Source organism: Burkholderia pulmonis (assembly GCF_984667975.1).
In genome coordinates, this window is record NZ_OZ480187.1 from 1822805 (window position 1) to 1847943 (window position 25139).

Genomic DNA, 25139 nt, shown 5'->3' on the forward strand with positions numbered 1-25139 from the left:
GATGTCTCTGTGTTGAATGCGTTGAAGTCGGTGAAGAAAGCGGAACGGATCAATGCCGGGCCTGCCGGCGCATGCGTGCGACGGTGCGCACCGGCGTGCTCCGCATCAGGCATTCGAATAGCCTGACACGAAAGGCTTCACGGTGCCGTCGTCCAGGAACACGGCGCGCTCGACCTTGCCGATGTTCGCACCGTACACGTGAATGCTGATCGACACCTGGTCGGCGAACGCGTTGGTCACGCGATGCACGTCGCCGATGCGCGGCGACACGGCCTCGACCTCGCCCGGCGCCAACTGCACGGCATCGCCGGCCGGCACCGGCCTGCCCGCCGCGTCGAACCGGTACGGCTGCGAGAACTCGCCGCCGCGCAGCATCCCGATCAGCCCCCACACCGTGTGGTTGTGGATCGGCGTCGTCTGGCCGGGCCCCCACACGAAGCTGACGATCGAGAACCGCTCGTCCGGGTCGAGATGCAGCAGGTATTGCCGATAGCGCTCGGGATCGGGCTGCGCGAACGCGTCGGGCAACCAGTCGTCGTGTTCGACGAGCGCGGCGAGCAGCGCGCCGCCTTCGTCGAGAATGCGCGCCTCGTTCGCGCCGGACGCAAGCAGCACGCCCAGGCCGTCGACGAAAGGCCGCAGCGGCGTCTGTTGCAACGAAAGCGTACTCATCGGCTGTCTCCTCGAATATGATGCCGAATATGATGGATCGTCATGATGCACCCGAAAGACCATGCAGAACAAACATGAAAATTAGCGATATCGACGCTTTTGCAGCGGTCGTCCGCTGCCAGACCCTGAGCCAGGCCGCGGCCGAGCTCGGGATGACGCAGCCCGCGATCACGCGGCGCGTCCAGAATCTCGAGGAAGCGCTCGGCGTGGTCCTGCTCGACCGCAACACGAAGCCGCCGCGTCCGACCGACATCGGCCGGCAGGTCTTCGAGCAGTGTCGTGCGATCCTGCGCGAGGTCGATGCGCTGCGCGAACTGACGGCCGGCGAGCAGCCGCCCGCCGGCGCATTCCGGATCGGGCTCACGCAGGGGCTCGGCGAGCTGATGCTGCCGGCACTCATCGCGGCACTCGCCGCGCAGTGGCCCGCACTCGCGACACAAGTCACGACCGCCTGGGGCGGTATGCTCGTCGAACGCATCGCACGCCGCGAGCTCGATGCCGCGCTCGTGTTCCTCGCACGCGAAATGGTGTTGCCTGCGCAAGTCGAAGGCGAACGGCTGCTGGCCACGCGCCTCGTCGCGGTCGGCCGCAAGGGCGACTGGCCGCGCCGCAGCTACCGGCTCGCCGATTGCCACACGCGCGGCTGGGTGCTCAATCCCGACGGCTGCGGCTTTCGCGCGGGGTTGCGGCGCGCGCTCGACGCACAGGGCCTGCCGATGCCGGTCACGCTCGACACCTACGGCCGCGACCTGCAACTGCAGAGCGTCGCGAACGGCTTCGGCATCGGGCTCATGCCGCTGCCGCTCGTCGAAGGCAGCCCGCTGCGCGAGGCGCTCGACATCGTGCCGCTCGCCGATTTCAAGCCGCAGATCGATCTGTGGCTGCTGCGCCGGCACGACGCGGCCCGCCTCGATGCGCCGCTCGCGGCCGTTGCCGCGCATGCGCGCGCGGCGTTCGCGATGCCCGAGCAATCGCACGGCAAGGCCGCTTGACCCGGCGGGGCGGCACCCGCCTCCCGCCGCCCTGTTTCCACTCACGGTATCCGTGCCCCGCTCACGCATCGGGTCGATCGTGATCGATCTCGCTGCGTGACGCGTCTCCTGCCTCGAGCTTCGTTTCACCCGCGCGTACCGCGTCGAGTGCCGCCCGCCCCGCCGCCACCGCGATCGCGTCGTCCTGCGGCGTATGTACACGGCTGCACAGCACGTCGCGATAGTGACGTTCGAGCGGATTGCCCCGGCTCAGACCGTGGTTGCCCGACAGCTTCAACGCCTGCTCGACCGCGCGGATCGCCTGCTCGGTCACGGTGCGCTTGACGAGGCCGCTCGTCGTCGCCGACGGCGCATTGCCCGCGTCGGTGCGCGCGATGTGATCGTCGAGCAGCACGCGGTTCGTGTGCAGCCAGCCCTCGATCTCGCCGACCGCTTCCTGCACACGCGGCAGCGTCGCGAGCGGCGCACCGAGCCCGCTCGGCGCACGCGTCGTCGCGAATCCGACCAGCCAGTCGCGCGATGCGCGCGCCACCGCGTCGTACAGGCTGCCGAGCAGCGCGACCATCCACGCCTGCTGGTCGGCCTGTGCGTCGGCGTCCGCATGGGTCGCCGCCGACACGGCCCATGCTTCCGGCGCACGCACGTCCACCGCGTGATCGGCCGGCAGCCATGCATCGTCGAACACGACTTCGTGACTGCCCGATGCGCGCAAGCCGAGGTGATTCCAGCTTTCGATCACGCGGATGCGATCGCCATCGGCGTCGCGGTCGCGCGGCACGAGGAACACGCCGACGCGCGGCTCCGGCTCGTCGGTGCGCGCCCACACGGCCAGCCAGCGCAGTGCCGGAATGCCGGTGCTGTAGAGCTTGTGGCCGGACAGCCGCCAGCCGTTGCCGTCGCGGCGTGCGATGGTCGCCGGCAGCCCGCCGCGCGACGGCGAACCGAGCGCCGGCTCGACGCGCAGCGCATTGATCAGCGCACCGTGCGCGACCGCGCTGTCGAACACCGCGCGCCGCACCTGGGCCGGCCAGCGGTTGTCGGCGCGGCCGAGCGCGCGATGCTGCAGGTACGTCATCGTCAGCACCAGCGCGGTCGCCGGATCGGCACGCGCGACGGCAGCGACGATCCGGCTCGCCTGTGCAAGCGTCGCACCGGCGCCGCCATGCTCGCGCGGCACGACCTGCGCGATCAGCCCCGCACGATGGAGCCGCGCAAAGTTCTCGTGCGGAAAGCGGCCGTCGACGTCGTTGCGGGCCGCGTCGGCCGCGAGTTCGGGCGCGAGGCGATCGAGCAGCGCGGCGACGCGCGCGTCGTTCGCGCCGTCGACGCCGTCGGCGGGCAGGAGGCGCAGCGCAGGCTGCGGAAGCGGCGAGGAAGCGGCAAGGCTGACGGACATCGAGACGGATTCCCTGGGTAGTGCGGACACGGCGCCAACGCGCGCCCGATCATTCACGAGCCCACAGCGTATGCGCAACGCATATCGACCCAAACCATGCAAATCTGATATTCAAATCGGGATTGATTATTTCCGTTTCGCATGATCCCGGCGTTAACCTGCGCTCCATTCCTGCCCGGCCGCATGCCGGGCCGTTCCTGCACCGGAGACCCAGATGAGCGTCGAATTCATCGGCATGATCCAGAGCCAGAAGCAGTCGGAGATTCACCCGGCGTCCGGCCCCGTGGTCGATCCCGACTACGTGCGCGACTTCGCGCGCGCCCACGAAACGGCCGGCTTCGACCGGATCCTCGTGCCGCATCACTCGACCGGCCCGTCGGCGACGCTGACGATCGCGTTCGCGGCGGCCGCGACCGAGCGCATCCACTTCATGCTCGCGCATCGCCCGGGCTTCACCGCGCCGACGCTCGCCGCGCGGCAGATCGCGACGCTCGACCAGTTCAGCCGCGGCCGGCTTGCCGTGCACTTCATCTCCGGCGGCTCGGACAGCGAGCAGCAGCGCGACGGCGATTTCCTCGACCACGACGCGCGCTATGCGCGCACCGACGAATACCTCGGCATCCTGCGGCGGATCTGGACCGAAGCGCAGCCGTTCGATCACGACGGCGCGCACTACCGGTTCAAGCAGGGTTTCTCGGAAGTGAAGCCGTTCCAGCAGCCGCACGTGCCGATCTACTTCGGCGGCGCATCGGAAGCCGCGCTCGCGGTGGCCGGCAAGCATGCCGACGTGTACGCGCTGTGGGGCGAATCGCTCGACCAGGTGCGCGACCTGACGACACGCGTGCGCGCCGAAGCGGCGAAGCACGGCCGCCAGGTCCGCTTCTCCGTATCGTTCCGGCCGATCCTCGCCGCGACCGAGGACGAAGCGTGGGCGCGCGCGCATCGCATCCTCGACGAAACGCGCCGGCTGCGCGAAGCGGCCGGCCTCGGCGCCGGCGGCCCGCAGCAGAGCGAAGGCGCGCGCCGCCTGCTGGCCGCGGCCGATCGCGGCTCGCGTGTCGACAAGCGGCTGTGGACCGAGATCGCGAAGCTCACCGGCGCGCGCTCGAACTCGACGGCGCTCGTCGGTACGCCCGAACAGGTCGCCGACGCGCTGCTCGACTACTACGACCTCGGCGTGACGACCTTCCTGATCCGCGGCTTCGACCCGCTGGAAGACGCGATCGACTACGGCCGCGAACTGATTCCGCGCGTGCGCAGCGCCGTCGCCGCACGCGACGCAGCACGCCGCGCCGCCTGAGCCCAACGGAGCCACCCGCCATCATGTCCGCTGTCCTTTCCTCGCCTGTCCGCACGGCATCGGGCCTCGAGCTCGCCGACGCCCCGCGTCAGCACTTCTGGTTCGACCCGACCTCACCGCGCATCGACGTCGCCGCCGAACGCCGCCACCGGCAGGAGAAGCTCGCTGGCGCGTTCCGCCTGTTCGCGCGCTTCGGCTTCGCGTCGGGCCTCGCCGGCCACATCACCGCACGCGATCCGGAGCTGCCCGACCATTTCTGGGTGAATCCGCTCGGCGTGCATTTCTCGCAGATCAAGGTGTCCGACCTGCTGCTCGTGAACGCGCGCGGCGAAACCGCAATCGGCACGCGGCCGCTGAACAAGGCCGCGTTCGCGATCCATGCGGCGATCCACGAAGCCCATCCGCACGTCGTCGCCGCCGCGCACACGCATTCGACCTACGGCAAGGCGTGGTCGACGCTCGGCCGCCCGCTCGATCCGCTCACGCAGGACGCGTGCGTGTTCTACGAGGATCACGCGCTGTTCGACGACTTCACGGGGATGGTCGTCGACACCAGCGAAGGCGCACGGATCGCCGATGCGCTCGCGAAGCCGGACGGCACCACGCACAAGGGCGTGATCCTGAAGAATCACGGAATCCTGACGGCCGGCCCGACGGTCGAGGCCGCCGCGTGGTGGTACATCGCGCTCGACAACGCCGCGCACACGCAGCTGCTGGCCGAAGCGGCCGGCACGCCGCAGCCGATCGATCACGCCACCGCGCGCCACACGCACGGCCAGATCGGCGGCCCCGACGGTGCGCTGCATGCGTTCGACAGCCTGTTCGCGCGCGTCGTCGCCGACGAACCCGACCTGCTCGACTGAGCGCCTTTCCGCACGACCGGAGACCAGACAATGACCCACACCACCGCACCCGCGCCGGCCAACGCGCACGACGACCAACGCCGCCGGCTGCTGCGCGCGGCCGGCGCCGCCGCGCTCGCCGTGCCGGCGATCACGCTCGGCCGCAAGGCCTGGTCCGCGCCGCCGCTGAAGAAGCTCACGTTCGCGTGGAACCAGAACGCGTTCTGCCTGACGCCGATCGTCGTCGCGCAGGAGCGCGGCTTCTTCGAGAAGAACGGCCTGAAAGTCGAGCTGATCAACTACAGCGGATCGACCGACCAGCTGCTCGAATCGATCGCGACCGGCAAGGCCGATGCGGCGGTCGGGATGATCCACCGCTGGCTGAAGCCGCTCGAAGCCGGCTTCGACGTGAAGATCATCGGCAGCTCGCACGGCGGCTGCGTGCGGCTGCTCGGCGCGAAGGCGGCCGGCGTCACGACGCTGCAGGCGCTGAAGGGCAAGACGGTCGGCGTCAGCGATCTGGCAGCGCCCGGCAAGCACTTCTTCTCGATCCTGCTCGCGAAAAACGGGATCGATCCCGAACGCGACATCACGTGGCGGCAGTATCCGGCCGACCTGCTCGGCGTCGCGGTCGACAAGGGCGAGATCCATGCGATCGCCGACGGCGACCCGAATCTCTATCTGCTCGAAAAGCGCAGCAACGGCGCGTATACGGAACTCGCGACGAACCTGTCCGGCGAATACGCACGCAAGGTGTGCTGCGTGATCGGCGCACGCGGTGACCTCGTGCGCAACGACCGGCCGTCGGCCGCCGCGCTCGCGCGCTCGATCGTGCAGGCCACCGAGTACACGCACGACAACCCGAACGAAGCCGCGAAGGTATTCGCGAAGTACTCGCCGAAGATCAGCCCGGAAGACCTGCGCAAGCTGTACGCGACGCTCACCTACACGCATCACCCGACCAACGTCGACCTGCAGCAGGAAATCGCGTTCTATGCGGACGACTTCCGCCGCATCAGCGTGCTTAAAAAGAGCACGGACCCGCAGCGTTTCGCGCAGCAGGTCTATGCGAACGTACTGGGGTAACCCGATGTCGACGATCGAACACGCGTCCACCACACGCACCGCCGCGACACCTGCCGGCGGCAGTTCCGGCGCATCCGCGCGCATCGCTTGCACCCCCTGCGAAGCCACGCTGGCCGCCGAGGCCCGCCGTGCCCGCACCTGGCCGACCGGGACCGCCGCCGCGCTCGCGTGGGCGGCGCTCGGCGCGCTCACGCACCTGTGGCCGAACCGCATCGTCGGCTTCAGCGACTGGGCGTACACCGACACGTTCGGAACGGCCGCGTGGACGATCGCCGCGCTGCTGCTCGCCGCCGCGACGCTCGGCCATCTCGTCCCCGCGACCCGCACGCGGCTCGCGCGCGTGCGCCCGGCCGGCCCGTGGCTCGTCGCGCTGCCGCTCGTGCTGGCCGCGTGGGAAATCGTCACCGCGAAAACCGGCTGGCTGCCGACGCCGTTCTTCGCGCCGCCGCAGGCGTTGATCGAGGTCTACGTCGACGACTGGCCGCGCCTGCTGGGCAGCGCAGGCAACACGCTGAAGCTGCTCGCGCTCGGGTTCGCGTACGGCGTCACGGTCGGCTTCGCGGTAGGCGTGTCGATCGGCTGGTCGCGCCGGATCGGCTACTGGGTGCATCCGGTGCTGCGCGTGCTCGGCCCCGTACCGGCCACCGCGCTGCTGCCGCTCACGTTCTACTTCTTCCCGTCGAGCTATTCGGCCGCCGCGTTCCTGATCGCGCTCGCAACCGGCTTCCCGGTCGCGGTGCTCACGTGGTCGGGCGTCGCGAGCGTGAACAAGCAGTACTACGACGTCGCGCGCACGCTCGGTGCGAACGCGCGTTTCCTCGTGCTGCGCGTCGCGATTCCGGCCGCGCTGCCGCACGTGTTCGTCGGCATCTTCATGGGTCTGAGCGCATCGTTCACGGTGCTGGTCGTCGCCGAGATGATGGGTGTCAAGTCGGGGCTCGGCTGGTACCTGAGCTGGGCGCAGGGCTGGGCGTCGTACGTGAACATGTATGCGGCGCTGATCGTGATGGCGCTGCTGTTTTCCGGGTTGATCGCGCTGCTGTTCGCGGTGCGCGACCGCGTGCTCGCATGGCAGAAAGGAACCGTCAAATGGTAGGCGCCGCCGTACTCGAACCGTCCGTGGCCGCTGCACCGGTCGCCACCGCGCCGCGCGGCGCGCGCATCGACATCCGCCGCGTGAGCCATGCGTTCGACGGCCCCGGCGGCCCGCTGCCGGTGCTCGACGACGTCGCGCTGTCGGTCGCGGCCGGCGAATTCGTCGCGCTGCTCGGCCCGAGCGGCTGCGGGAAATCGACGCTGCTACGCCTCGTCGCGGGGCTCGACGCCGCGCGGCAAGGCACGATCGCGCAGGACGGCGTGCCGATCGAACGCCCCGATCCGTCGCGCATCGTCGTGTTCCAGGATCCGACGCTGTACCCGTGGCGGCGCGTGCGCGCGAACGTCGCGCTCGGCCTAGAAGCGCGCGGCGTGGCGCGAACCGCGCAGCATCGCGTCGACGATGCGCTCGCACGCGTCGGGCTGCAGGACTTCGCTAACGTGTTCCCGCATCAGTTGTCCGGCGGGATGGCGCAGCGCGTGGCACTCGCCCGCGCGCTCGTCAACGATCCGCGCCTGCTGATTCTCGACGAACCGCTCGGCAAGCTCGATTCGCTGACGCGGCTCACGATGCAGGCCGAGCTGACCGCGCTGTGGCAACGCGACGGTTTTTCCGCGCTGCTCGTCACGCACGATGTCGAGGAAGCACTGTTCCTCGCGCAGCGCGTGATCGTGTTCGGGCCGCGCCCGGCACGGATCGTCGCCGAACTGCACGTCGACCTGCCCTACCCGCGCCATCGCGGCGATCCGCGCCTCGCCGAATTGCGCCACGACGCGCTGCGGCATCTCGGGCTCGACGCGAGCTGGTAGATGCGAGGCGCCGTTCGACGTCCAGTTGCCGCACGGCGGAGACGCGTGCGATGAATGCCCCGCCGTTCGCCGACTGGGCGATCGCATTCCTGCAACTGCTGTATCGCGCGCAAATCGCATTGGCGCACGTGCTGCATGCAGTCGGCCTGGCCGACGACGCCGATGGCCAGGCCGCATGGCCGTGGCCACACCGCATCGCACTCGAAACGCTTCGGATCGACGCGGGACTGACGCGCCAGCTCGCGTTCGCTTGCGGCGTGATGGCGCTGGCCTTCGTGCTCGCCTGCGTCGCGCTCGTTTCGCGCAAGTGGCGATTCCGGTCCGCGATCGCCGCGCTGGCCGTCGCATGGTTCGCGCCGTGGCCCGCGTCGTCGCTGTGGCTCGCCCCCGCCGTGCCGACCAGTTTCCAGCGCGATCCCGCACCGTTTGCCGTATCGAACGTGATGCGCGGCGCGCACCTGTATGTGCAGCATTGCGCGGCCTGCCACGGCGCTGACGGGCGCGGCGAAGGGCCGCTCGCGGCCACGCTCGCGCACTGGCCGCCGACCTTCGCCGGCACGCTGCTCGCCCGTCGCCTCGATGGCGAACTGTTCTGGCGCGTACGGCACGGCACGCATGACGAGCACGGCGCATCGACGATGCCCGGCTTCGCCACGACGCTCGGCCCGCAGGACACATGGGCCGTGCTCGACTACCTGAAGGCACTGGCTGCGGGCAGCGGCGCGCAGGCGGAAGGCGCATGGCCGGTGCCCGTCCCGCTGCCGGCGCTCGACGTGCGCTGCGGCGACGCCGCGCCGCAATCGCTCGACCGCTGGCGCGAAGGCCAGCGCGTGCGCATCGTTGCGCTCGCGCCGGGCGCGACACCGCCGCCCGAAGACGCGCGCTGGCAAACCTTGCTCGTGACGGAACGGGGCGCGTCCGTGGCGCCCTCGACCGCCACGCGTGCGAACTGCGTCGCGACAACGCCCGATGCGTGGCGCGCGTTCGCGACGATTGCCGGCGTCGCGCCCGACGCGCTCGGCGGCACGCAACTGCTCGCCGATCGTCGAGGCTGGCTGCGGGCCCGCGCATTGCCGGGCAGCGCCGGCTGGTCGGCTGCCGACCTGCTGTGCCGCTCGGATGCAGCCGCCCGGCCGGCTGCGTCAGCCGCCGGTGGCGACGCGCTGACCGCCCTGCTGCTGCGCGTCGACACCGAACCCGTGCGCGACGTGCAGGCCGGACTCCCGCATTGACCTCCCCGAACCCTTGTTCCGACCGAACTTCACGATGAATCCGACCCGACGCCATTTCCTCGCGCAAGCGAGCGCCCTCGCCACGATCGCCGCCGCGCCGGCCGCACTGCGCGCGCAATCGGGCACACGGCCGCTGCTGCGCGCCGGCGACCAGAAAGGCGGGCTGCGCGCGCTGCTCGAAGCAGCCGGCGAACTGAACGGCCTCGCGTACGACATTTCGTGGACCGAGTTCCCGGCCGCCGCGCCGCTCGCCGAAGCCCTGAACGCGGCGGCCGTCGACTGCGGGCCGATCGGCGACGCGCCGGTGATCTTCGCGCTCGCATCGGGCGCCCGCATCAAGGTGATCGGCGCGAACCGTTCCGATCCGTACGGCACGGCCGTGCTCGTCCAGCCCGGCGCCGCGCTGAAAGGCGCGGCCGACCTGAAGGGCAAGCGCATCGGCACCACGCGCGGTTCGATCGGCCATTTCGTCACGCTGAAGGCGCTCGACGCGGCCGGCCTGCCGCCCGATGCGGTGTCGTTCCGGTTCCTGCCGCCGGCCGACACGATGCTTGCGCTCGCCACCGGGTCGATCGATGCGTGGGCGACGTGGGAGCCCTATACCGCGCTTGCCGAAACGAGCGGTCGCGCGCGCGTGCTGGTCAATGGCCGCGGGCTGTGGTCGGGCCTCAGCTATCTCGCGGCGACCGACGCGGCGATCGCGTCGAAGCGCGACGTGCTGCACGATTTCCTGCGGCGCGTCGTGCGCGCGCAGGCCTGGTCGTACCGGCACGTCGACGCGTACTCGGCCGCGCTCGCACGCATCATCGGCATTCCGCCGGCCGCGGCGAAGCTGCAGTTCGAGCGCCGCAACACGCGTTGGCTGCCGATCGACGCAACGGTGATCGCCGAACAGCAGCGCACGGCCGACTTCTACCTGAAGGCCGGGCTGCTGCGCCAGCCGCTCGACGTCCGCACGACGTTCGACCCCGGCTTTCCGCTCGCATAACCGGCCGTACGGCGATACGCAACCGCCCAAACGGCTTCGGCACGATCTGGCACAATCGCGATTCGACCACCTCGCGTTCAGCCAGCGTCATGCCAGCCATCACCGAACTTTTCGTCTATCCGATCAAATCCTGCGCCGGCATCGCGCTGACGCGTGCGCAACTGCTCGAAACCGGTCTCGCGTACGACCGCCACTGGCTGATCACCACCCCCGACGGGATGATGGTCACGCAGCGCACGCACCCGCGCCTCGCACTGATCCGCACCGCGCTCGACCACGATGCGCTCGTGCTGAACGCGCCGGGCATGCCGGAGATCCGTACGCCGCTCGACGGCGATGCATCGCCCGCCACGCCGAAGATGGCCGCGACCATCTGGCGCGACACCGTCGACGCGGTCGATACGGGCGCCGCAACGGCCGCATGGCTCACCGAATTCCTCGGCATGCCGACGAAGCTCGCGCGCTTCGGGGCCGACTCGCGCCGTGGCTGCAACCGCAAGTGGACCGGCGAGATCGATACGCACACGCAGTTCGCGGACGGCTATCCGCTGCTCGTGATCGGCCAGTCGTCGCTCGACGACCTGAACGCACGGCTCGCCGCGAAAGGCGCGCCGACGATCCCGATGAACCGTTTCCGCCCGAACATCGTCGTGTCGGATCTCGATGCGTACGAGGAGGATTTCGTCGAGCACCTCGACACCGACGGCACGACGCCGGTGCGGCTGCGCCTCGTGAAGCTGTGCACGCGCTGCCCGATGCCGACGATCGACCAGGTCACCGGCGCACCCGATCCGGCATGGCCGAACGAGCCGAGCGACACGATGCAAACCTATCGCGCGAACCCGAACTACGACGATGCGCTGACGTTCGGCATCAATGCGATCGTCGTCGAAGGCGCCGGTGCATGGCTCGAAATCGGCCAGCCGGTCGAAGCGGAAATCGGGTTCGGCGACTGAGCCGCGCAGCCGCCCTTTGCCATCCCGCATCGTCACGCGCCGTCACGCGGCGCGTGGCACCGCCTCGCTCACCACCGCCGGCAGCCGGATCGTGACGACCAGCCCGCCGCCGGCCGCGTCGGCAAGAGCCACGCTGCCCTGATGCACGCGTGCGATCTCCCGCACGATCGACAGCCCGAGCCCCGTCCCCTCGACCGTCTGCGTCTTGCTGCCGCGATGGAAGCGCTCGAACACCGCGTCACGCTCGTCCACCGGAATACCCGGCCCGTTGTCGATCACGTCGAGCCGCGCGTGCTCGCCGTCGTGCGATACGCGCACCGTGATCACCGCATGGTCGCCCGCATAGCGGATCGCGTTGTCGATCAAATTGCCGATCATCTCGCCGAGCAGGTCGGACTGCCCGAGCACGTCGACGTCGGCCTCGTGCTCGAAGCCGAGATCGATGTCGCGCGCACGCGCGACGGGCGACCAGTCGAGCGTCACGCTGCGCGCGAGCCGGTGTAGCGCGACCGGCTTGTGCGCGACCGCATGACCGCTGTCCGAATCGAGCCGCGACAGCGACAGCAGCTGCTGGACGATCTTCGCGGCCTGCCGCACCGCGCCGTTCGCGCGCCGCAGGTGCCCGTTCGCGCGCGGCTGCTCGTCGGGCCGCAGCGCAAGCTCGACGCCGGCCTGCACGGCCGCGAGCGGCGTCTTCAGTTGATGCGCCGCATCGGCGAAGAAGCGGCGCCGCGCAACCTGCATGCGCTGCGTGCGGCCGATGTACTGGTTGATCGAATCGACGAGCGGCGCGAGTTCGCTCGGCATCGCCCCGGTATCGAGCGGCGTCGTGTCGTCCTCGCTGCGTGCGGCCACGGTGGCCGACAGCCGGTTCAGCGGACGCAGCCCGCGCCCGACGCCGAGCCACACGATCCCGAGGGCGAGCACGACGAGCAGCCCTTCCTGCAACAGCGACCCGACCAGGATCTCGCGTGCCAGCGCCTGGCGCGCCTCGATCGTCTCGCCGACCATCACCCACACGATGCGCGACTGCGCGGTCGGCACGTCGTGCACCGGGATGCGCAGCGCGGCCATCCGCAATTGTTCGCCGCGATACACGACGTCGTAGTAGCGCGTGACGAACAGCGCGCCGTCGCCCGCATCGAGCCCCTGCGGCAGCGGCAGATCCGGATAGCCGGTGATCGTGTGGCCGTTGTCTTCGCGGATCAGGTAGTAGATCTTGCCGCCGTCGCTCGACTCGAGCATTTCGAGCGCGAGATACGGCAGGTCGACCTCGATTTCGCCGTCGTTGAGCCGCACGCCTTCGCGGATCGACTTCAGCGACGACGACAGCGTGCGGTCGAACGCGACGTGCGCAGCGCTCATCGCGCGCTGGTACGTGAGCCACGAGTCGAGCGCGAGCAGGCCGAGCAGCGGCAGCAGCAGCCACAGCGCGACCTGCGTGCGCAGGTTCGGGCGGGTCATTCCGCGTGCTCCGCCTTCGCTTCGAGCAAGTAGCCGAGCCCGCGCAACGTGACGATCGCGATGCCCGTGTTCTCCAGCTTCTTGCGCAACCGGTACACGTAGATTTCGATCGCATCGGCATTGACCGACTCGTCGAGCCCGAAGATCTTCTCCGACAGCGTGTCCTTGTTGATCGCGCGCCCGTTGCGCAGGATCAGCACCTCGAGCACCGAGCGCTCGCGCGGCGTGAGCGACAGCGGTTCGCCCGCGAGATGGAAGCTTCGGTCGATACTGTCGTACGAAAGCGGCCCGCATTCGACGCGCGAATGCTCGTGGCCGAGGCTGCGCCGGATCAGCGCGCGGGCGCGCGCCTCCAGTTCGGTCAGCTCGAACGGCTTCGCGAGATAGTCGTCGGCGCCGAGATCGAGCCCCTTCACGCGATCCTCGACCGACCCGTGCGCGGTGAGGATCAGCACCGGCACCGGGTTGCGGCGTGCGCGCAACCGCCGCAGCACCTCCAGCCCGTCGAGCTTCGGCAGCCCGAGATCGAGGATCACCAGCGCGTAATCCTGCGTGCGCAGCACGTGGTCCGCCGCCTCGCCGTCCGCCATGTGGTCGACCGCGAAGCGTGCGGCGCTCAGCGCGTCGCTCAGCGACTGGGCCAGGTTCGGATTGTCTTCGACGAGCAGCACACGCATGGGGATTCCGGGAAGGTCAGCGACAGGCCGCTACATTACATGATCCTTTCCATGCCGACGCCTCGCGGAAACACGGGTTGCGCGGGTGTCGCGGAGCCGCCGCGCCCGTCCGTGACGGCCGCCGCTCAGCGCTCGACCGCAGAACGGCCGCCCGTCGCGAAGCGCGCATCGCCTGCCGCGCTCCGCTCGCGAAACCCGACGACCACCGCGACGAACGCGACGCTCGCGCCGACCGTGACGACGATCATCGGGTGCGCGGTGCCGTCCGACAGCCACGCCAGCACGCCGCCGCACGCGGCCGTGATCCCCATCTGGATAAAGAAGAACAGCCCCGATGCCGTGCCGGCGATCTTCGTGTACGGCTGCATCACCGCGAACTGGCAGGCCGGGATCGCGATCCCGACGGCGATCATCACGACGAACATCGGCACGACGAGCGCCGCCACCGCCATCGGGGCGATCGCGCCGCCGACCCACAGCACGGCGGTGCCGGCCAGGTTGACGGCTGCCGCCGCCGCGATGACGAAATCGGGGCTCCAGCGCCTGCTGGTCCGCGCAAACGCGCTCGAGCCGATCAGGTAGCCGACCACCGTCACGCCGAAGATCGCGGCATAAACCGGGCCGGACACGCCGATCTGCCGCTGGAACAGCGTCGACGATTCCGCGATGAACGGATAGTACGTGCAGTAAGCGAAGCTGATCGCCAGCGAGTAGCGCAGGAACCGGCGGTCGCGCAGCAGGCCTGCGTACGTCCGCAGGAGCCCGGGGCCCGGCGCCGGCCGCGCATCGCGCTCGCGGGTCTCGGGCAGGTAGCGCAGCACCATCGCGGTCGCTATCAGCCCGCCCGCCGCCAGCCATCCGAACACGCCGCGCCAGCCGAGCCACTCGGCAATCGCGCTGCCGGCCAGCGGCGCGACCACCGGTGACAGCGCCATGCCGGCCGAGATATGGCCGAGCATCGTGGCCTGCGTCGCGGCCGGAAAACGCTCGCGCACGATGACGCGCCCGATCACGGTGCCGCTGCAGCCGCCGAGCGCCTGGAGCATGCGCGCGGCGATGAGCGCGGGAATGCCGGTCGCCAGCGTGCACGCGACGCTCGCGACGACGTACAGGCACAGGCCGCCGAGCAGCACGGGACGGCGGCCATAACGGTCCGACAACGGCCCCGACACGAGCATGGAAAGCGCGTAGCCGACCATGTAGAGGGTCAGCGTGAGCTGCAATTGCGCGTCGGTGCCGTGCAGCGCGTCCGCCATCGCGGGCAGCGACGGCAGGTACGCATCGATCGTGACGCGCGGCAGGCACACGACGAGCATCAACAGGAACAGCCAGCCCCATCGGGGTAATGAACGCGTATTCATGCGGTAAGTCCGTTTCCGGTCAGGATGGGTGGGATCGACTGCAATCTAAGGGGAAAGTGATATAATCTGAAGGTCCATTAAATCGACCATCGACTGGACCACTATGCCGCGAGGCAAAGCCGCGATTCCGCTTGATCTGCCTTGCCCTGCCGGGCTGTCGGCCGGTAGCCCGCAATCGAAGCAGGAATGCATCGCCGACACGATTCGCGACGCGATCCTGAAGCGCCTGCTGCCCGGCGACAGCCCGCTGCCGTCCAGCCGGACGCTCGCTGCGCGCTGGGGTGTCGCCCGCGGGACCGTCGAAGCGGCATACGACCGGTTGTGCTCGGAGGGCTACATCGCACGCACGCAAGGCGCGGGGACGCGCGTCTGCGCGGTGGTGCCGGACAGCTATCTGCGCGCGGCCGCGCAGTCGCGCGACAACAGCGTGGCCGAGACCGCCGCACCGGCGAGCGAAGCAGGCGCGGCCGAGCCGGAGCACGGCGTGCGTCCGGGCATTCCGTTCGTCGCACGGCTCGCCGATCCCGGCCTGATGCCGATGCAGCCCTGGAAAAAGGCGCTCGGCGCGAGCCTGCTGGCCGCGACGGCGAACGATCTCGGCGCGACGCCGGCGCAAGGCGTCGAAAGCCTGCGCGCCGAAATCGCCGCGTACCTGCGCGAATACCGCGGCATCCCGTGCGGAGCCGACGACATCTTCATCACGACCGGCATCCGTAACGCGATCGATCTCGTCGCGCGCACGCTGCTCACGCCCGGCTCGACGGTGCTGATGGAAGATCCCGGCTATGCGTCGGCGTGGCAGATTTTCACGATCGCGGGCGCGACCGTGATCGACGTTCCGGTCGATCGCGAAGGCATCGACACCGCAGCGCTGGATCGCCATCCCGATGCACGCGCCGCGTACGTGACGCCGGCCCATCAGGCGCCGCTCGGCATCACGATGTCGGTCTCGCGCCGGCTCGAACTGCTCGACTGGGCGCAGCGCCACCGCACATGGGTCATCGAGGACGACTACGACGGCGAGTTCAGCTACCAGACCGCCCCGCTGCCCGCGCTGAAATCGCTCGACGCATGCGACCGCGTAATCTACTGCGGGTCGTTCAACAAGACGCTGTTCTCCGGGCTGCGCATCGGCTTCATGGTCGTGCCGACAGCACTGCGGCCGGCGCTGTCGGCCGTGTGGCACGCAACCGCGCGCGCGGTTGGCGTGGCGCCCCAGCTGGCGCTCGCCCGTTTCATCGCGCACGGCGATTTTGCGAAGCACCTGCGCGCCGCGCGCCACGCGTACCGCCAGCGACGCGACATCGTGCTCGACCAGCTCGCGAAGCACGCCGGCGGGCGGTACACCGTGTCCGGCGAGCACGCGGGCTTTCATTTCGTGTTGTGGCTGCCGCCCGGCATGGATGACGCCACCTGTGTCGCTCAGGCCCGCGCGGCCGGCGTCGAGTTGCAGCCGATCCGCGGATTCTGTCGCAGCGCCCGGCGCGAAGCCGGCGTCGTCATCGGGTACTCGGCACTGACCGCCGCGCACGCGCGCCATGGCGGCCGCGTCCTCGGCAAGCTGCTGACGGCCTCTGCATAGCTGTCGTTGCCGGCGTTCCCGCGCCTGTCCCCCCTCGCTTCTTGCCCCGCTCGAACCGTGCCGCGCGCCGCGTAACCCGCTGCTGCTGCCGCTTCGACCTCGGGAAATCCATGACACAAACGGCACGATTGCGAACGGAAATGAAAGCAGGCTGAAAGTGCCCCGCAATTAACATCCGCGTCACTCGAACAACACTATGCGTAACTGGAGGAAGACATGCCGTTTGCACCGAAGCACCTCGCCGCCGCGCTGGCGATCGTCCTGGGCACTGCTGCCGGCAGCGCCGCCGCGCAGGTTCCGGCCGGGTATCCGGGTAACTACCAGGGCGTGATCGACGCCGCGAAGAAGGAAGGCAAGCTGATCGTCTACTCGACGACCGACACGGGCCTCGTACGCCCGCTGATCAAGGACTTCGAAAGCCTGTACGGCGTGAAGGTCGAGTACAACGACATGAACAGCACCGAGCTGTACAACCGCTACATCAGCGAGAACGCGGCGAGCAGCACCAGCGCCGACGTGCTGTGGAGCTCGGCGATGGACCTGCAGGTCAAGCTCGTCAACGACGGCCTGATGGCGTCCTACGATTCGCCTGAAAGCCCGAACGTGCCGCAATGGGCGCAGTACCAGAAGCAGGCGTACGGCACGACGTTCGAGCCGCTCGCGATCGTCTACAACAAGCGCCTGATCCCCGAGAACGAGGTGCCGACGACGCGCGCCGACCTGATCAAGCTGCTCACCACGCAGGCCGACAAGTTCAAGGGCAAGGTCACGACCTACGACATCGAGAAATCGGGCGTCGGCTTCAACTACCTGACGCAGGATGCACACGTGAACGAGAAGGTCACGTGGGAGCTCGTGAGGGCGATCGGCGCGACCGGCCCGAAGCTGCAGTCGAGCACGGGCGCGATGATGGAACGCATCTCGTCGGGCGAGAACCTGATCGGCTACAACATCATCGGTTCGTATGCCTACGCAAAGGCGAAGAAGGACAAGTCGATCGGCTACGTGTTTCCGAAGGACTACACGCAGGTCGTGAGCCGCCTCGCCACGGTCTCGAAGAAGGCGAAGAACCCGAACGCCGCGAAGCTGTGGGTCGACTACCTGCTGTCGAAGCGCGGCCAGACGCTGATCGCGAACCAGGCGAACCTGTACGCGATCCGCGCGGACGTGACCGGCGAAACGTCGGCCGCGAGCCTGTCGAAGGAACTCGGCGATTCGCTGAAGCCGATCCAGATCGGCACCGGCCTGCTCGTCTATCTCGACCAGTCGAAGCGCCTCGCCTTCCTGAAGCAATGGCAGCAGGCGATCAAGCGCTGATCCGCTGACTGCCGGCCGCCCGCCGCACATCGCGCGGGCGGCCCCTTCCCCTTACCGACTTCCTTGAGGCGGCCATCCGGATGGCCGCAGGGGCGAACTCATGCTTTCAACCAGCACACGCGGGGCGGCACCGGCCGTTCCGCCCGCCACCGGCCCGCGCGACGCAATTCCCGCGCTGCCGGCCAACAGCCTGCAGCCGCTCGCCGGCATGCTGCGCTGGATCGTCGTCGCGGTGCTGACCATCGCGGTCGCACTGCCGCTCGGCTTCATCCTGTTCCAGAGCCTGCTGTCCGCGCCGTTCTTCGACGCGAACAAGACGCTCGGCATCGAAGGTTTCCGCTTCATCTTCAGCGATCCCGACTTCTGGTCGGCCGTGAAGAACTCCTTCATCATCGCCGGCGGGATGCTGTTCATCTCGATCCCGCTCGGCGGCATCCTCGCGTTCCTGATGGTGCGCACCGACCTGCCCGGCCGCCGCTGGCTCGAGCCGCTGCTGCTCACGCCGGTGTTCGTGTCGCCGATGGTGCTCGCGTTCGGCTACGTGGTCGCGGCCGGCCCGGTCGGCTTCTACTCGGTGTGGTTCAAGGAACTGTTCGGGGTGCAGAACGTGCCCTGGAACGTGTACTCGATCTTCGCGATCACGGTGATCGTCGGCCTCACGCACGTGCCGCACGTGTACCTGTACTCGTCGGCCGCGCTGCGCAACCTCGGCTCGGACGTCGAGGAAGCCGCGCGCGTGACGGGCGCCCGCCCGTTCCGCGTCGCGCTCGACGTGAGCCTGCCGATGACGATGCCCGCGCTGCTGTTCGCCGGCGTGCTCGTGTTCTTCCTCGGCTTCGAGGTGTTCGGGCTGCCGCTCGTGCTCGGCGATCCGGAAGGCCACCTCGTGCTCGCGACCTACCTGTACAAGCTGACCAACAAGCTCGGCGTGCCGTCGTATCACCTGATGGCCGCGGTCGCCGTGTGCATCGTCGCGATCACGTTCCCGCTCGTGCTGCTGCAGCGCCGCCTGCTGAAGACCGCGAACCGCTTCGTCACCGTGAAGGGCAAGGCCGGCCGCGCGACGGTGCTGCCGCTCGGCGTGTGGCGCTGGGTCGCGCTCGCGATCGTCGCGCTGTGGCTGATGCTGACGGTGATCGTGCCGATCTCGGGCATCGTGCTGCGCGCATTCGTGACCAACTGGGGCGAAGGCGTCGCGCTCGCCGAGGTGCTGACGCTGTCGAACTTCATCGAATTGTTCGAGCAGGACAACCTGGTGCGCGCGATCGTCAACACGCTCGGCATCGGCGTGATCGGCGGCGCACTGGCGGTCGGCTTCTACTCGCTCGTCGCGTTCGCAGGCCACCGCCGCCCCGACTGGGCGACCAGGCTGCTCGACTACATCGTGCTGCTGCCGCGCGCGGTGCCCGGGCTGCTCGCCGGCCTCGCATTCCTGTGGATCTTCCTGTTCGTGCCGGGCCTGCGTGAACTGAAGAACTCGATGTGGAGCATCTGGATCGCGTACACGGTCGTGTGGCTCGCATACGGGATGCGTCTCATCCAGAGCGCGCTGCTGCAGGTCGGCCCGGAACTCGAGGAAGCCGGCCGCAGCGTCGGCGCGACGCGCAGCCGCGTGTCGCTCGACGTGACGCTGCCGCTCGTGCGCTTCGGCCTGCTCGCCGCGTGGCTGCTGATCTTCATGATCTTCGAGCGCGAATACTCGACGGCCGTCTACCTGCTGTCGCCCGGCACCGAAGTGATCGGCGCGCTGCTCGTGTCGCTGTGGGCGACCGGCGCCGTCGACCAGGTTGCCGCGCTTTCTGTCATCAACATCGCGATGGTCGGCGCCGGTCTCGGCGTGGCCCTGCGCTTCGGAGTGAAACTTCATGGATAAGCTCATCGTCGACGACCTGCATCTCAGCTACGGCACCAATCCGATCCTCAAGGGCGTGTCGTTCGAACTGAAGGCCGGTGAAGTCGTGTGCCTGCTCGGCGCGTCGGGCAGCGGCAAGACCACGCTGCTGCGCGCGGTGGCCGGCCTCGAACAGCCGTCCGACGGGCGCATCCAGCTCGACGACCGCGTGTTCTTCGACGGCGCGCAACGCATCGACCTGCCCGTCGAACAACGCTCGCTCGGCCTCGTGTTTCAGTCGTACGCGCTGTGGCCGCACCGTACCGTCGCCGACAACGTCGGCTACGGGCTGAAGCTGCGCCGTGTCGCACCGGCCGAACAGAAGCGCCGCGTGCAGACCGCGCTCGACCAGCTCGGCCTCGGCCATCTCGCGGAGCGCTTTCCGCACCAGCTGTCGGGCGGCCAGCAGCAGCGTGTCGCGATTGCGCGCGCTCTGGTCTACAACCCGCCGGTGATCCTGCTCGACGAGCCGCTGTCGAACCTCGACGCGAAGCTGCGCGAGGAAGCGCGTGCGTGGCTGCGCGAACTGATCGTGTCGCTCGGGCTGTCGGCCCTGTGCGTGACGCACGACCAGACCGAGGCGATGGCGATGTCCGACCGCATCCTGCTGCTGCGCAACGGCCGCATCGAACAGGAAGGCACGCCGGCCGAGCTGTACGGCGCGCCGCGCTCGCTGTACACGGCCGAGTTCATGGGCAGCAACAACCGGATCGACGCGCGCGTCGCCGCGATCGACGGCGAATGCGTGACGCTCGCCGGCGACGGCTGGGAGCTGCGCGCCCTCGCCCGCGACACGCTTGCGCCGGGCCAGGACGCGCAGGCCGTGATCCGCCTCGAACGCGTGCAGGTCACCGACGGCCCGGGCGCGAACCGGCTGCAGGCCGACCTCGTCACGTCGATGTATCTCGGCGACCGCTGGGAATACCTGTTTCATTGCGGCGACATGCGCCTGCGCGCGTTCGGCCACGTGCCGCGCGCGGCCGGCAAGCACTGGATCGAATTCCCGACCAACGACTGCTGGGCGTTCGCGAAAGCGGGCTGACCCGGTCGCGGCGGCTCATGCGCCGCCGCGCACGTCCTCCGCGCGCACCCCGCCATGCGATGACGAGTTTGTCCGGCGGACGCTTCCCGGCATCCGCCGCGGGCCGTCGCGCGCCGTAACCGATTCACCCAACCCACAAGAACCAAGGAGACACCGTCAATGAAGTCACGCGCAGAACGTTCCCTTCGCGCCGCCGTCCTGACCGGATCGGCCGCCGTCGCCGGCCTCGCGGCAGGCGCCGCGCACGCGCAGTCGTCGGTCACGATGTACGGGATCATGGACGCCGGCATCGAATTCACGAACCATGCGGCGCCGGAAGGCGGCAATTCGGTCAAGCTCAAGTCGGGCAACAAGAACACATCGCGCTGGGGCCTGCGCGGCGTCGAGGATCTCGGCGGCGGGCTGAAGGCCGTGTTCCGCCTCGAAAGCGGGATCGACATCGCGAACGGCGCGCTCGACGATGGCCCCGATTCGATCTTCGCGCGCCGCGCGACGGTCGGCCTGAAAGGCAAATGGGGCGAACTGTCGCTCGGCCGCAACTTCACCGTCACCTACGACTACATGCTGCCGTTCGACCCGATGGGTTACGCGCAAAACTATTCGTGGGCGACGTCGTCGATGGCCACGGGCGGCCGCAAGGACGGCCTGTTCACGCGCTCGTCGAATGCGGTGCGCTACGACGGCGAATTCAGCGGCTTCAAGTTCGGTGCGCTGTACGGTTTCGGGAACGTGCCGGGCAGCATGAAGACCAGCTCGAAATACGACGTCGCGCTCGGCTACGAGACGGGCCCGTTCGCGGCCGTCGTCACGTTCGACCGGCAGAACGGCGCGGCCGACAGCGTCACGCCGGCCGACACGGTCAACTACATCCAGGGCATCCACGCGGGCCTGAGCTACGACTTCGGCAACCTGAAGACGATGGCCGGGTATCGCAACTATCGGCGCACGTACCAAACCTCGGCCGCGAACCAGCTGAGCGACATGTACTGGCTCGGCGGGTCGTACCAGTTCACGCCGACGTTCTCGCTGATCGCGGCCGTCTATCACCAGAACATCAAGGGCGGCACGGATGCCGACCCGACGCTCGTGTCGGTGCGTGCGAATTACGCGCTGTCGAAACGGACGGTGCTGTACGCAGCCGGTGCGTTCGCGATCGCGCAGCATGGGCAGAAGGTCGGCGTCTCGCGCGATGTCAACGGATACGGCACCACGCAGGTCGGCGTCACGGCGGGGATTCAGCAGCGGTTCTGACGCTGCCCCGGCGGTCGACAACGGTCGGCCGCCCTTTCCTCACGCCACGCGCGGCGGCATGACGGCGATCGGCCGATCGCTGCCGCGCAGTTCGCCCCTCATGCCGCCTGCGGCCTGCCGCGTTTCGATACGCCGCTCATTCGCCGCGCATCGTGAATACCGGGCGCACGAGACTGTTCACATCGCTCCAGTGCTCGCCGACCGCCGACAGCGGCACCGTGCGCGTGTCGATCGCGAGACCCGCCGGCCCGGCCGCATCGAACACGCCGCGCACCGACACCAGCAAACGCGGCAGCGACACGCTGCCGATGCCGCTGCCCATCAGTTCGATCGCGGTCGCACGCAAGATGGCGCCCGGCAGCAGCACGTCCGCGCCGCCGATCGAGCCGATCTGCACGAAACGCAGCCGGCGGCCCTCGGGTGTTGCCTTCGCGGCGGCCACCAGCAGCGTCTGCGCGCTGGCGCCCCACAGATAGTCGAGCACGACATCCACGCCCGCCCGGAAATGCGGTTCGAGCGCCCGCGTCAGGTGCGCGTCGTCCTGCTGCAACGACACGACGGCATCCGCGCCGGCATTCAGCAACGCCTGCAGCGCGGCCGCATTGCGGCCCGTCGCGATCACTTTCGCGGCGCCGAGATGCTTCGCGATCTGCACCGCCAGCCGACCCGACGTACCCGTTGCACCGTTGACGAGCACCGTCTCGCCCGCGACGAGCTGCGCACGTTCGGTCAGCGCCGCCCACGACGACATCCCGGGAATCGCGATCGCCGCGGCCGTGACGTCGTCGAGCGAGTCCGGCAGCGGCACGCACTGCGTATCGGGCGCGATCGTGCGCTCGGCCATCGCGCCGAACGGCGCGGGAGCGCCGAAGAAGTAGACGCGTTGGCCATCATCGAGACGGCCGACGCCGTCGACGCCAACGACGAACGGATAACGGCCGTTCGACGAGTAATGCTTGCCCGACGCACGTGCCTGTGCGATCCGGCTCAATGCGGACGCCGTCACGTCGATCAGGCGGTGGCCCGGCATCGCGTGCGGCGCATCGAATTCCATCTGGACGGGACGCTCGCCGGCGCCCGTCACGACTGCTGCTTTCATGTTGACTCCTTGAATCGGGGATCTCGATCGACGGATCCGGTGTGCGTCAGCGTGCGTCGAGCCACGCGCGCAGCGCGGGATCGCGCACTTCGAGCACGTCGAACAGGCCGAGCGCGCGGAGCGCGGGCAACGCGTCGATCGCGTCGGCTTCCGCGCGCGCCCGGTCCGCCGGCGCGGCATTCGGGTCGGTCAACACACGCGCGTTGGCCAGGAACGCGCCGACGGTACCCTTGCGGATCGTCGTTCCGCCGGTTTCAATCTGGTCGGCATGGTCGGGAAGCATCTGTTCGGCTCGCATCGCGTCGTACTCCGGTTGTCATCGATGGACGCAGTGTAGGCGTGCGAAGCCGGCCGATCTCCGGTATAACAGCCATTCGATACCGAGATCCAGCCATGTCCGATCCGCTGCTGCCCGCCCGATTCGTCACGTCCGACGACGGCCCGTTCGTGGTCGCCGCCGTGCTGTCGCAGCGCGACCCGCGTGTGACCGCCGCGCATTCACATGCGCGCGGCCAGCTCGTCGGTGCGCTGAGCGGGCTGGTGACGATCGGTCTCGACGATCAGGACTGGGTCGTGCCGGCGATCCACGCAATCTGGATTCCGCCGCATTGCCGGCATTCGCTGCGCTCGTTCGGACCGATTTCCGGCTGGTCGGCGTTCATCGCCGAGGCACGCTGCGCGGCGCTGCCGGCCACGCCGCGCGCGATCCGCACGACGCCGCTGCTGCGCGAAGCCGTGCAGCGCGCGGCAAGCTGGGGCGATTCGGAACTGGACGCCGCGCAGACGCGGATCGCCGACGTGATCCTCGATGAAATCGCGGCGTCGGAGGTCGAAGCGCTGGGGCTGGTACGGCCGCAGGATCCGCGGCTCGTGAAGATCACCGATGCACTGGCCGCGGATCTCGCGGACAACCGGCGGCTGGAGGAATGGGCCGAATGGGCCGGCATCAGCGCGCGGACGATGAGCCGCCGCTTCGTCGCCGAGACGGGGCTGACGTTCGCGCAGTGGCGTCAGCAGGCCAGGCTGCTGCGGGCGCTGGAGCGCATTGCCGACGGCGTGCCGGTGACGACCATCGCGCTCGATCTCGGGTATGACAACGTGAGCGCGTTCATCGACATGTTCCGGCGTACGCTGGGGACGACGCCGGGAAAGTATCTGGAGGCGGGACGGCGCGTGGAGGAATAGATGCGGCCATGCATGCTGCATGGCGCATGCACGGCGAAAGGCGGCCCGTCCGGCAAGTCGAAAACCGCCGCCCGGCGCGCATCGTCAATAGGTGCCGTCGCCCTTTTTCACGGCTTCGCCGCCCTGCTCCTTGAACTGCGCGGCCAGCCGCTCCGCACTCCTCGCGAGCAGCGTCGTATCGACACCGACCGCGACGAACAATGCCCCCGCTTCCAGGTAGCGCCGCGCGGCCGCTTCATCCGCGCTGAGAATGCCCGGCGCCTTGCCGGCCGCCTTGATCGTCCGGATCGCGCCGTCGATCGCGGCCTGCACGTCCGGATGCCCCGGATTGCCGAGATGCCCGAGGTCGGCCGCCAGGTCGGCCGGCCCGATGAACACGCCGTCGACACCGTCGACCCGCGCAATCGCATCGATCGCATCGAGCCCCGCGCGCGTCTCGACCTGCACGAGTACGGCCATCTCGTCGTTCGCGCGATGCAGGTAGTCGCCGACGCGATTCCAGCGCGACGCCCGCGCCAGCGCACTGCCGACGCCGCGAATCCCGTGCGGCGGGTAACGCGTCGCAGCCACGGCCGCGCGCGCTTCGTCGGCGCTCTGCACCATCGGCACGAGCAGCGTCTGCGCGCCGAGATCGAGCACCTGCTTGACGATCACCGGATCGTTCCACGGCACGCGCACGACCGGATGCGACGGGTACGGCGCGATCGCCTGCAACTGCGCGAGGATCGTCGGCACCGTGTTCGGCGCATGCTCGCCGTCGATCAGCAGCCAGTCGAAACCGGCGCCCGCGACGACCTCGGCGCTGTACGGATTCGCGAGCCCGAGCCACAGCCCGACCTGCGCATCGCCGCGTGCCAGCGCGGCCTTGAAGACATTCGACGGAATCTGCATCGTTCGCTCA

The 25139-nt window shown here is 69.1% G+C and carries 23 protein-coding genes; 15 read left to right on the plus strand and 8 right to left on the minus strand.

What is annotated here, in order from left to right:
* Positions 1–105: 105 nt before the first annotated feature.
* Entirely contained in the window at positions 106–672 is a 567-nt protein-coding gene (locus AC5LXK_RS24930) for a cysteine dioxygenase family protein (protein WP_493391353.1), read from the minus strand.
* A gap of 17 nt (positions 673–689) precedes the next feature.
* Here AC5LXK_RS24930 and AC5LXK_RS24935 point away from each other — a divergent pair, with 17 nt between their 5' ends.
* Entirely contained in the window at positions 690–1664 is a 975-nt protein-coding gene (locus AC5LXK_RS24935; protein ID WP_493391354.1) for a LysR family transcriptional regulator, read from the plus strand.
* Between the two features lie 61 nt (positions 1665–1725).
* Here AC5LXK_RS24935 and AC5LXK_RS24940 read toward each other — a convergent pair whose 3' ends face one another.
* Positions 1726–3060, minus strand: a complete 1335-nt coding sequence (locus tag AC5LXK_RS24940; RefSeq protein ID WP_493391355.1) for an acyl-CoA dehydrogenase family protein — start codon at positions 3058–3060, stop codon at positions 1726–1728.
* Positions 3061–3274: 214 nt separating this feature from the next.
* On the opposite strand from AC5LXK_RS24940, the gene AC5LXK_RS24945 reads away from it, so the two are divergent.
* The 8 genes from AC5LXK_RS24945 to AC5LXK_RS24980 all read left to right on the plus strand — a co-directional run bounded on the left by AC5LXK_RS24945 (position 3275) and on the right by AC5LXK_RS24980 (position 11369).
* A complete protein-coding gene (locus AC5LXK_RS24945) occupies positions 3275–4360 on the plus strand; it encodes an LLM class flavin-dependent oxidoreductase (RefSeq protein ID WP_493391356.1) in 1086 nt (361 codons plus the stop codon).
* Between the two features lie 23 nt (positions 4361–4383).
* Positions 4384–5223, plus strand: coding sequence for a class II aldolase/adducin family protein (locus AC5LXK_RS24950; protein ID WP_493391357.1), 840 nt, complete (start codon positions 4384–4386; stop codon positions 5221–5223).
* Positions 5224–5253: 30 nt separating this feature from the next.
* Positions 5254–6288: an ABC transporter substrate-binding protein gene (locus AC5LXK_RS24955; RefSeq protein WP_493391358.1), complete on the plus strand. Its 1035-nt coding sequence runs from the start codon at positions 5254–5256 to the stop codon at positions 6286–6288.
* Between the two features lie 4 nt (positions 6289–6292).
* Entirely contained in the window at positions 6293–7384 is a 1092-nt protein-coding gene (locus AC5LXK_RS24960; protein ID WP_493391359.1) for an ABC transporter permease, read from the plus strand.
* On the plus strand, positions 7378–8193 hold the full coding sequence (locus tag AC5LXK_RS24965) for an ABC transporter ATP-binding protein (protein ID WP_493391360.1): 816 nt from the start codon (positions 7378–7380) through the stop codon (positions 8191–8193). Before AC5LXK_RS24960 ends, AC5LXK_RS24965 begins: the two co-directional genes overlap by 7 nt.
* Before the next feature lie 50 nt (positions 8194–8243).
* Positions 8244–9425, plus strand: coding sequence for a c-type cytochrome (locus tag AC5LXK_RS24970; RefSeq protein WP_493391361.1), 1182 nt, complete (start codon positions 8244–8246; stop codon positions 9423–9425).
* Between the two features lie 34 nt (positions 9426–9459).
* Positions 9460–10413, plus strand: a complete 954-nt coding sequence (locus tag AC5LXK_RS24975; RefSeq protein WP_493391362.1) for an ABC transporter substrate-binding protein — start codon at positions 9460–9462, stop codon at positions 10411–10413.
* A gap of 89 nt (positions 10414–10502) precedes the next feature.
* Positions 10503–11369: an MOSC domain-containing protein gene (locus AC5LXK_RS24980; RefSeq protein WP_493391363.1), complete on the plus strand. Its 867-nt coding sequence runs from the start codon at positions 10503–10505 to the stop codon at positions 11367–11369.
* A gap of 42 nt (positions 11370–11411) precedes the next feature.
* Here the strand turns inward: AC5LXK_RS24980 and AC5LXK_RS24985 are convergent, their stop codons facing one another.
* The 3 genes from AC5LXK_RS24985 to AC5LXK_RS24995 form a co-directional block, all read right to left on the minus strand.
* Entirely contained in the window at positions 11412–12833 is a 1422-nt protein-coding gene (locus AC5LXK_RS24985; RefSeq protein WP_493391364.1) for a sensor histidine kinase, read from the minus strand.
* Entirely contained in the window at positions 12830–13510 is a 681-nt protein-coding gene (locus tag AC5LXK_RS24990) for a response regulator (RefSeq protein ID WP_493391365.1), read from the minus strand. The genes AC5LXK_RS24985 and AC5LXK_RS24990 overlap by 4 nt, the downstream gene beginning before the upstream one ends.
* A 125-nt stretch (positions 13511–13635) precedes the next feature.
* On the minus strand, positions 13636–14871 hold the full coding sequence (locus AC5LXK_RS24995) for a multidrug effflux MFS transporter (protein WP_493391366.1): 1236 nt from the start codon (positions 14869–14871) through the stop codon (positions 13636–13638).
* 103 nt (positions 14872–14974) lie between these two features.
* Between AC5LXK_RS24995 and pdxR the strand changes: the two genes are divergently transcribed.
* The 5 genes from pdxR (at position 14975) to AC5LXK_RS25020 (ending at position 21954) form a co-directional block, all read left to right on the plus strand.
* Positions 14975–16453 (plus strand): MocR-like pyridoxine biosynthesis transcription factor PdxR, encoded by a 1479-nt coding sequence (gene pdxR / locus AC5LXK_RS25000; RefSeq protein WP_493391367.1) that lies wholly within the window; start codon positions 14975–14977, stop codon positions 16451–16453.
* A gap of 216 nt (positions 16454–16669) precedes the next feature.
* Positions 16670–17770, plus strand: a complete 1101-nt coding sequence (locus AC5LXK_RS25005; protein WP_493391368.1) for an ABC transporter substrate-binding protein — start codon at positions 16670–16672, stop codon at positions 17768–17770.
* A gap of 100 nt (positions 17771–17870) precedes the next feature.
* On the plus strand, positions 17871–19643 hold the full coding sequence (locus AC5LXK_RS25010) for an ABC transporter permease (protein ID WP_493391369.1): 1773 nt from the start codon (positions 17871–17873) through the stop codon (positions 19641–19643).
* Positions 19636–20703, plus strand: coding sequence for an ABC transporter ATP-binding protein (locus AC5LXK_RS25015; RefSeq protein ID WP_493391370.1), 1068 nt, complete (start codon positions 19636–19638; stop codon positions 20701–20703). The genes AC5LXK_RS25010 and AC5LXK_RS25015 overlap by 8 nt, the downstream gene beginning before the upstream one ends.
* Positions 20704–20862: 159 nt before the next feature.
* Positions 20863–21954, plus strand: a complete 1092-nt coding sequence (locus tag AC5LXK_RS25020) for a porin (protein WP_493391371.1) — start codon at positions 20863–20865, stop codon at positions 21952–21954.
* A gap of 136 nt (positions 21955–22090) precedes the next feature.
* Here the strand turns inward: AC5LXK_RS25020 and AC5LXK_RS25025 are convergent, their stop codons facing one another.
* Both AC5LXK_RS25025 and AC5LXK_RS25030 read right to left on the minus strand, forming a co-directional pair.
* Entirely contained in the window at positions 22091–23053 is a 963-nt protein-coding gene (locus AC5LXK_RS25025; protein ID WP_493391372.1) for a quinone oxidoreductase family protein, read from the minus strand.
* Positions 23054–23099: 46 nt separating this feature from the next.
* A complete protein-coding gene (locus AC5LXK_RS25030; RefSeq protein WP_493391373.1) occupies positions 23100–23351 on the minus strand; it encodes a hypothetical protein in 252 nt (83 codons plus the stop codon).
* A 95-nt stretch (positions 23352–23446) separates the two neighbouring features.
* On the opposite strand from AC5LXK_RS25030, the gene AC5LXK_RS25035 reads away from it, so the two are divergent.
* Positions 23447–24238 (plus strand): AraC family transcriptional regulator, encoded by a 792-nt coding sequence (locus AC5LXK_RS25035; RefSeq protein WP_493391374.1) that lies wholly within the window; start codon positions 23447–23449, stop codon positions 24236–24238.
* A gap of 84 nt (positions 24239–24322) precedes the next feature.
* On the opposite strand, the gene hpaI is transcribed toward AC5LXK_RS25035, so the two are convergent.
* A complete protein-coding gene (gene hpaI / locus AC5LXK_RS25040; RefSeq protein WP_493391375.1) occupies positions 24323–25129 on the minus strand; it encodes a 4-hydroxy-2-oxoheptanedioate aldolase in 807 nt (268 codons plus the stop codon).
* Positions 25130–25139 lie beyond the last annotated feature (10 nt).

Excerpts from the sequence above, each read along its gene's own strand:
- AC5LXK_RS25005 (WP_493391368.1), top strand. The coding sequence starts at position 16,670 with ATGCCGTTTGCACCGAAGCACCTCGCCGCCGCGCTGGCGATCGTCCTG.
- AC5LXK_RS24935 (WP_493391354.1), top strand. The coding sequence starts at position 690 with ATGATGCCGAATATGATGGATCGTCATGATGCACCCGAAAGACCATGC.
- AC5LXK_RS24970 (WP_493391361.1), top strand. The coding sequence starts at position 8,244 with ATGAATGCCCCGCCGTTCGCCGACTGGGCGATCGCATTCCTGCAACTG.
- AC5LXK_RS24985 (WP_493391364.1), bottom strand. The coding sequence starts at position 12,833 with ATGACCCGCCCGAACCTGCGCACGCAGGTCGCGCTGTGGCTGCTGCTG.
- AC5LXK_RS24965 (WP_493391360.1), top strand. The coding sequence starts at position 7,378 with ATGGTAGGCGCCGCCGTACTCGAACCGTCCGTGGCCGCTGCACCGGTC.
- AC5LXK_RS25015 (WP_493391370.1), top strand. The coding sequence starts at position 19,636 with ATGGATAAGCTCATCGTCGACGACCTGCATCTCAGCTACGGCACCAAT.
- pdxR (WP_493391367.1), top strand. The coding sequence starts at position 14,975 with ATGCCGCGAGGCAAAGCCGCGATTCCGCTTGATCTGCCTTGCCCTGCC.
- hpaI (WP_493391375.1), bottom strand. The coding sequence starts at position 25,129 with ATGCAGATTCCGTCGAATGTCTTCAAGGCCGCGCTGGCACGCGGCGAT.
- AC5LXK_RS24955 (WP_493391358.1), top strand. The coding sequence starts at position 5,254 with ATGACCCACACCACCGCACCCGCGCCGGCCAACGCGCACGACGACCAA.
- AC5LXK_RS25030 (WP_493391373.1), bottom strand. The coding sequence starts at position 23,351 with ATGCGAGCCGAACAGATGCTTCCCGACCATGCCGACCAGATTGAAACC.
- AC5LXK_RS24990 (WP_493391365.1), bottom strand. The coding sequence starts at position 13,510 with ATGCGTGTGCTGCTCGTCGAAGACAATCCGAACCTGGCCCAGTCGCTG.
- AC5LXK_RS24975 (WP_493391362.1), top strand. The coding sequence starts at position 9,460 with ATGAATCCGACCCGACGCCATTTCCTCGCGCAAGCGAGCGCCCTCGCC.
- AC5LXK_RS24995 (WP_493391366.1), bottom strand. The coding sequence starts at position 14,871 with ATGAATACGCGTTCATTACCCCGATGGGGCTGGCTGTTCCTGTTGATG.
- AC5LXK_RS24950 (WP_493391357.1), top strand. The coding sequence starts at position 4,384 with ATGTCCGCTGTCCTTTCCTCGCCTGTCCGCACGGCATCGGGCCTCGAG.
- AC5LXK_RS25010 (WP_493391369.1), top strand. The coding sequence starts at position 17,871 with ATGCTTTCAACCAGCACACGCGGGGCGGCACCGGCCGTTCCGCCCGCC.
- AC5LXK_RS24940 (WP_493391355.1), bottom strand. The coding sequence starts at position 3,060 with ATGTCCGTCAGCCTTGCCGCTTCCTCGCCGCTTCCGCAGCCTGCGCTG.
- AC5LXK_RS24960 (WP_493391359.1), top strand. The coding sequence starts at position 6,293 with ATGTCGACGATCGAACACGCGTCCACCACACGCACCGCCGCGACACCT.
- AC5LXK_RS24980 (WP_493391363.1), top strand. The coding sequence starts at position 10,503 with ATGCCAGCCATCACCGAACTTTTCGTCTATCCGATCAAATCCTGCGCC.
- AC5LXK_RS25035 (WP_493391374.1), top strand. The coding sequence starts at position 23,447 with ATGTCCGATCCGCTGCTGCCCGCCCGATTCGTCACGTCCGACGACGGC.
- AC5LXK_RS24930 (WP_493391353.1), bottom strand. The coding sequence starts at position 672 with ATGAGTACGCTTTCGTTGCAACAGACGCCGCTGCGGCCTTTCGTCGAC.
- AC5LXK_RS25025 (WP_493391372.1), bottom strand. The coding sequence starts at position 23,053 with ATGAAAGCAGCAGTCGTGACGGGCGCCGGCGAGCGTCCCGTCCAGATG.
- AC5LXK_RS25020 (WP_493391371.1), top strand. The coding sequence starts at position 20,863 with ATGAAGTCACGCGCAGAACGTTCCCTTCGCGCCGCCGTCCTGACCGGA.
- AC5LXK_RS24945 (WP_493391356.1), top strand. The coding sequence starts at position 3,275 with ATGAGCGTCGAATTCATCGGCATGATCCAGAGCCAGAAGCAGTCGGAG.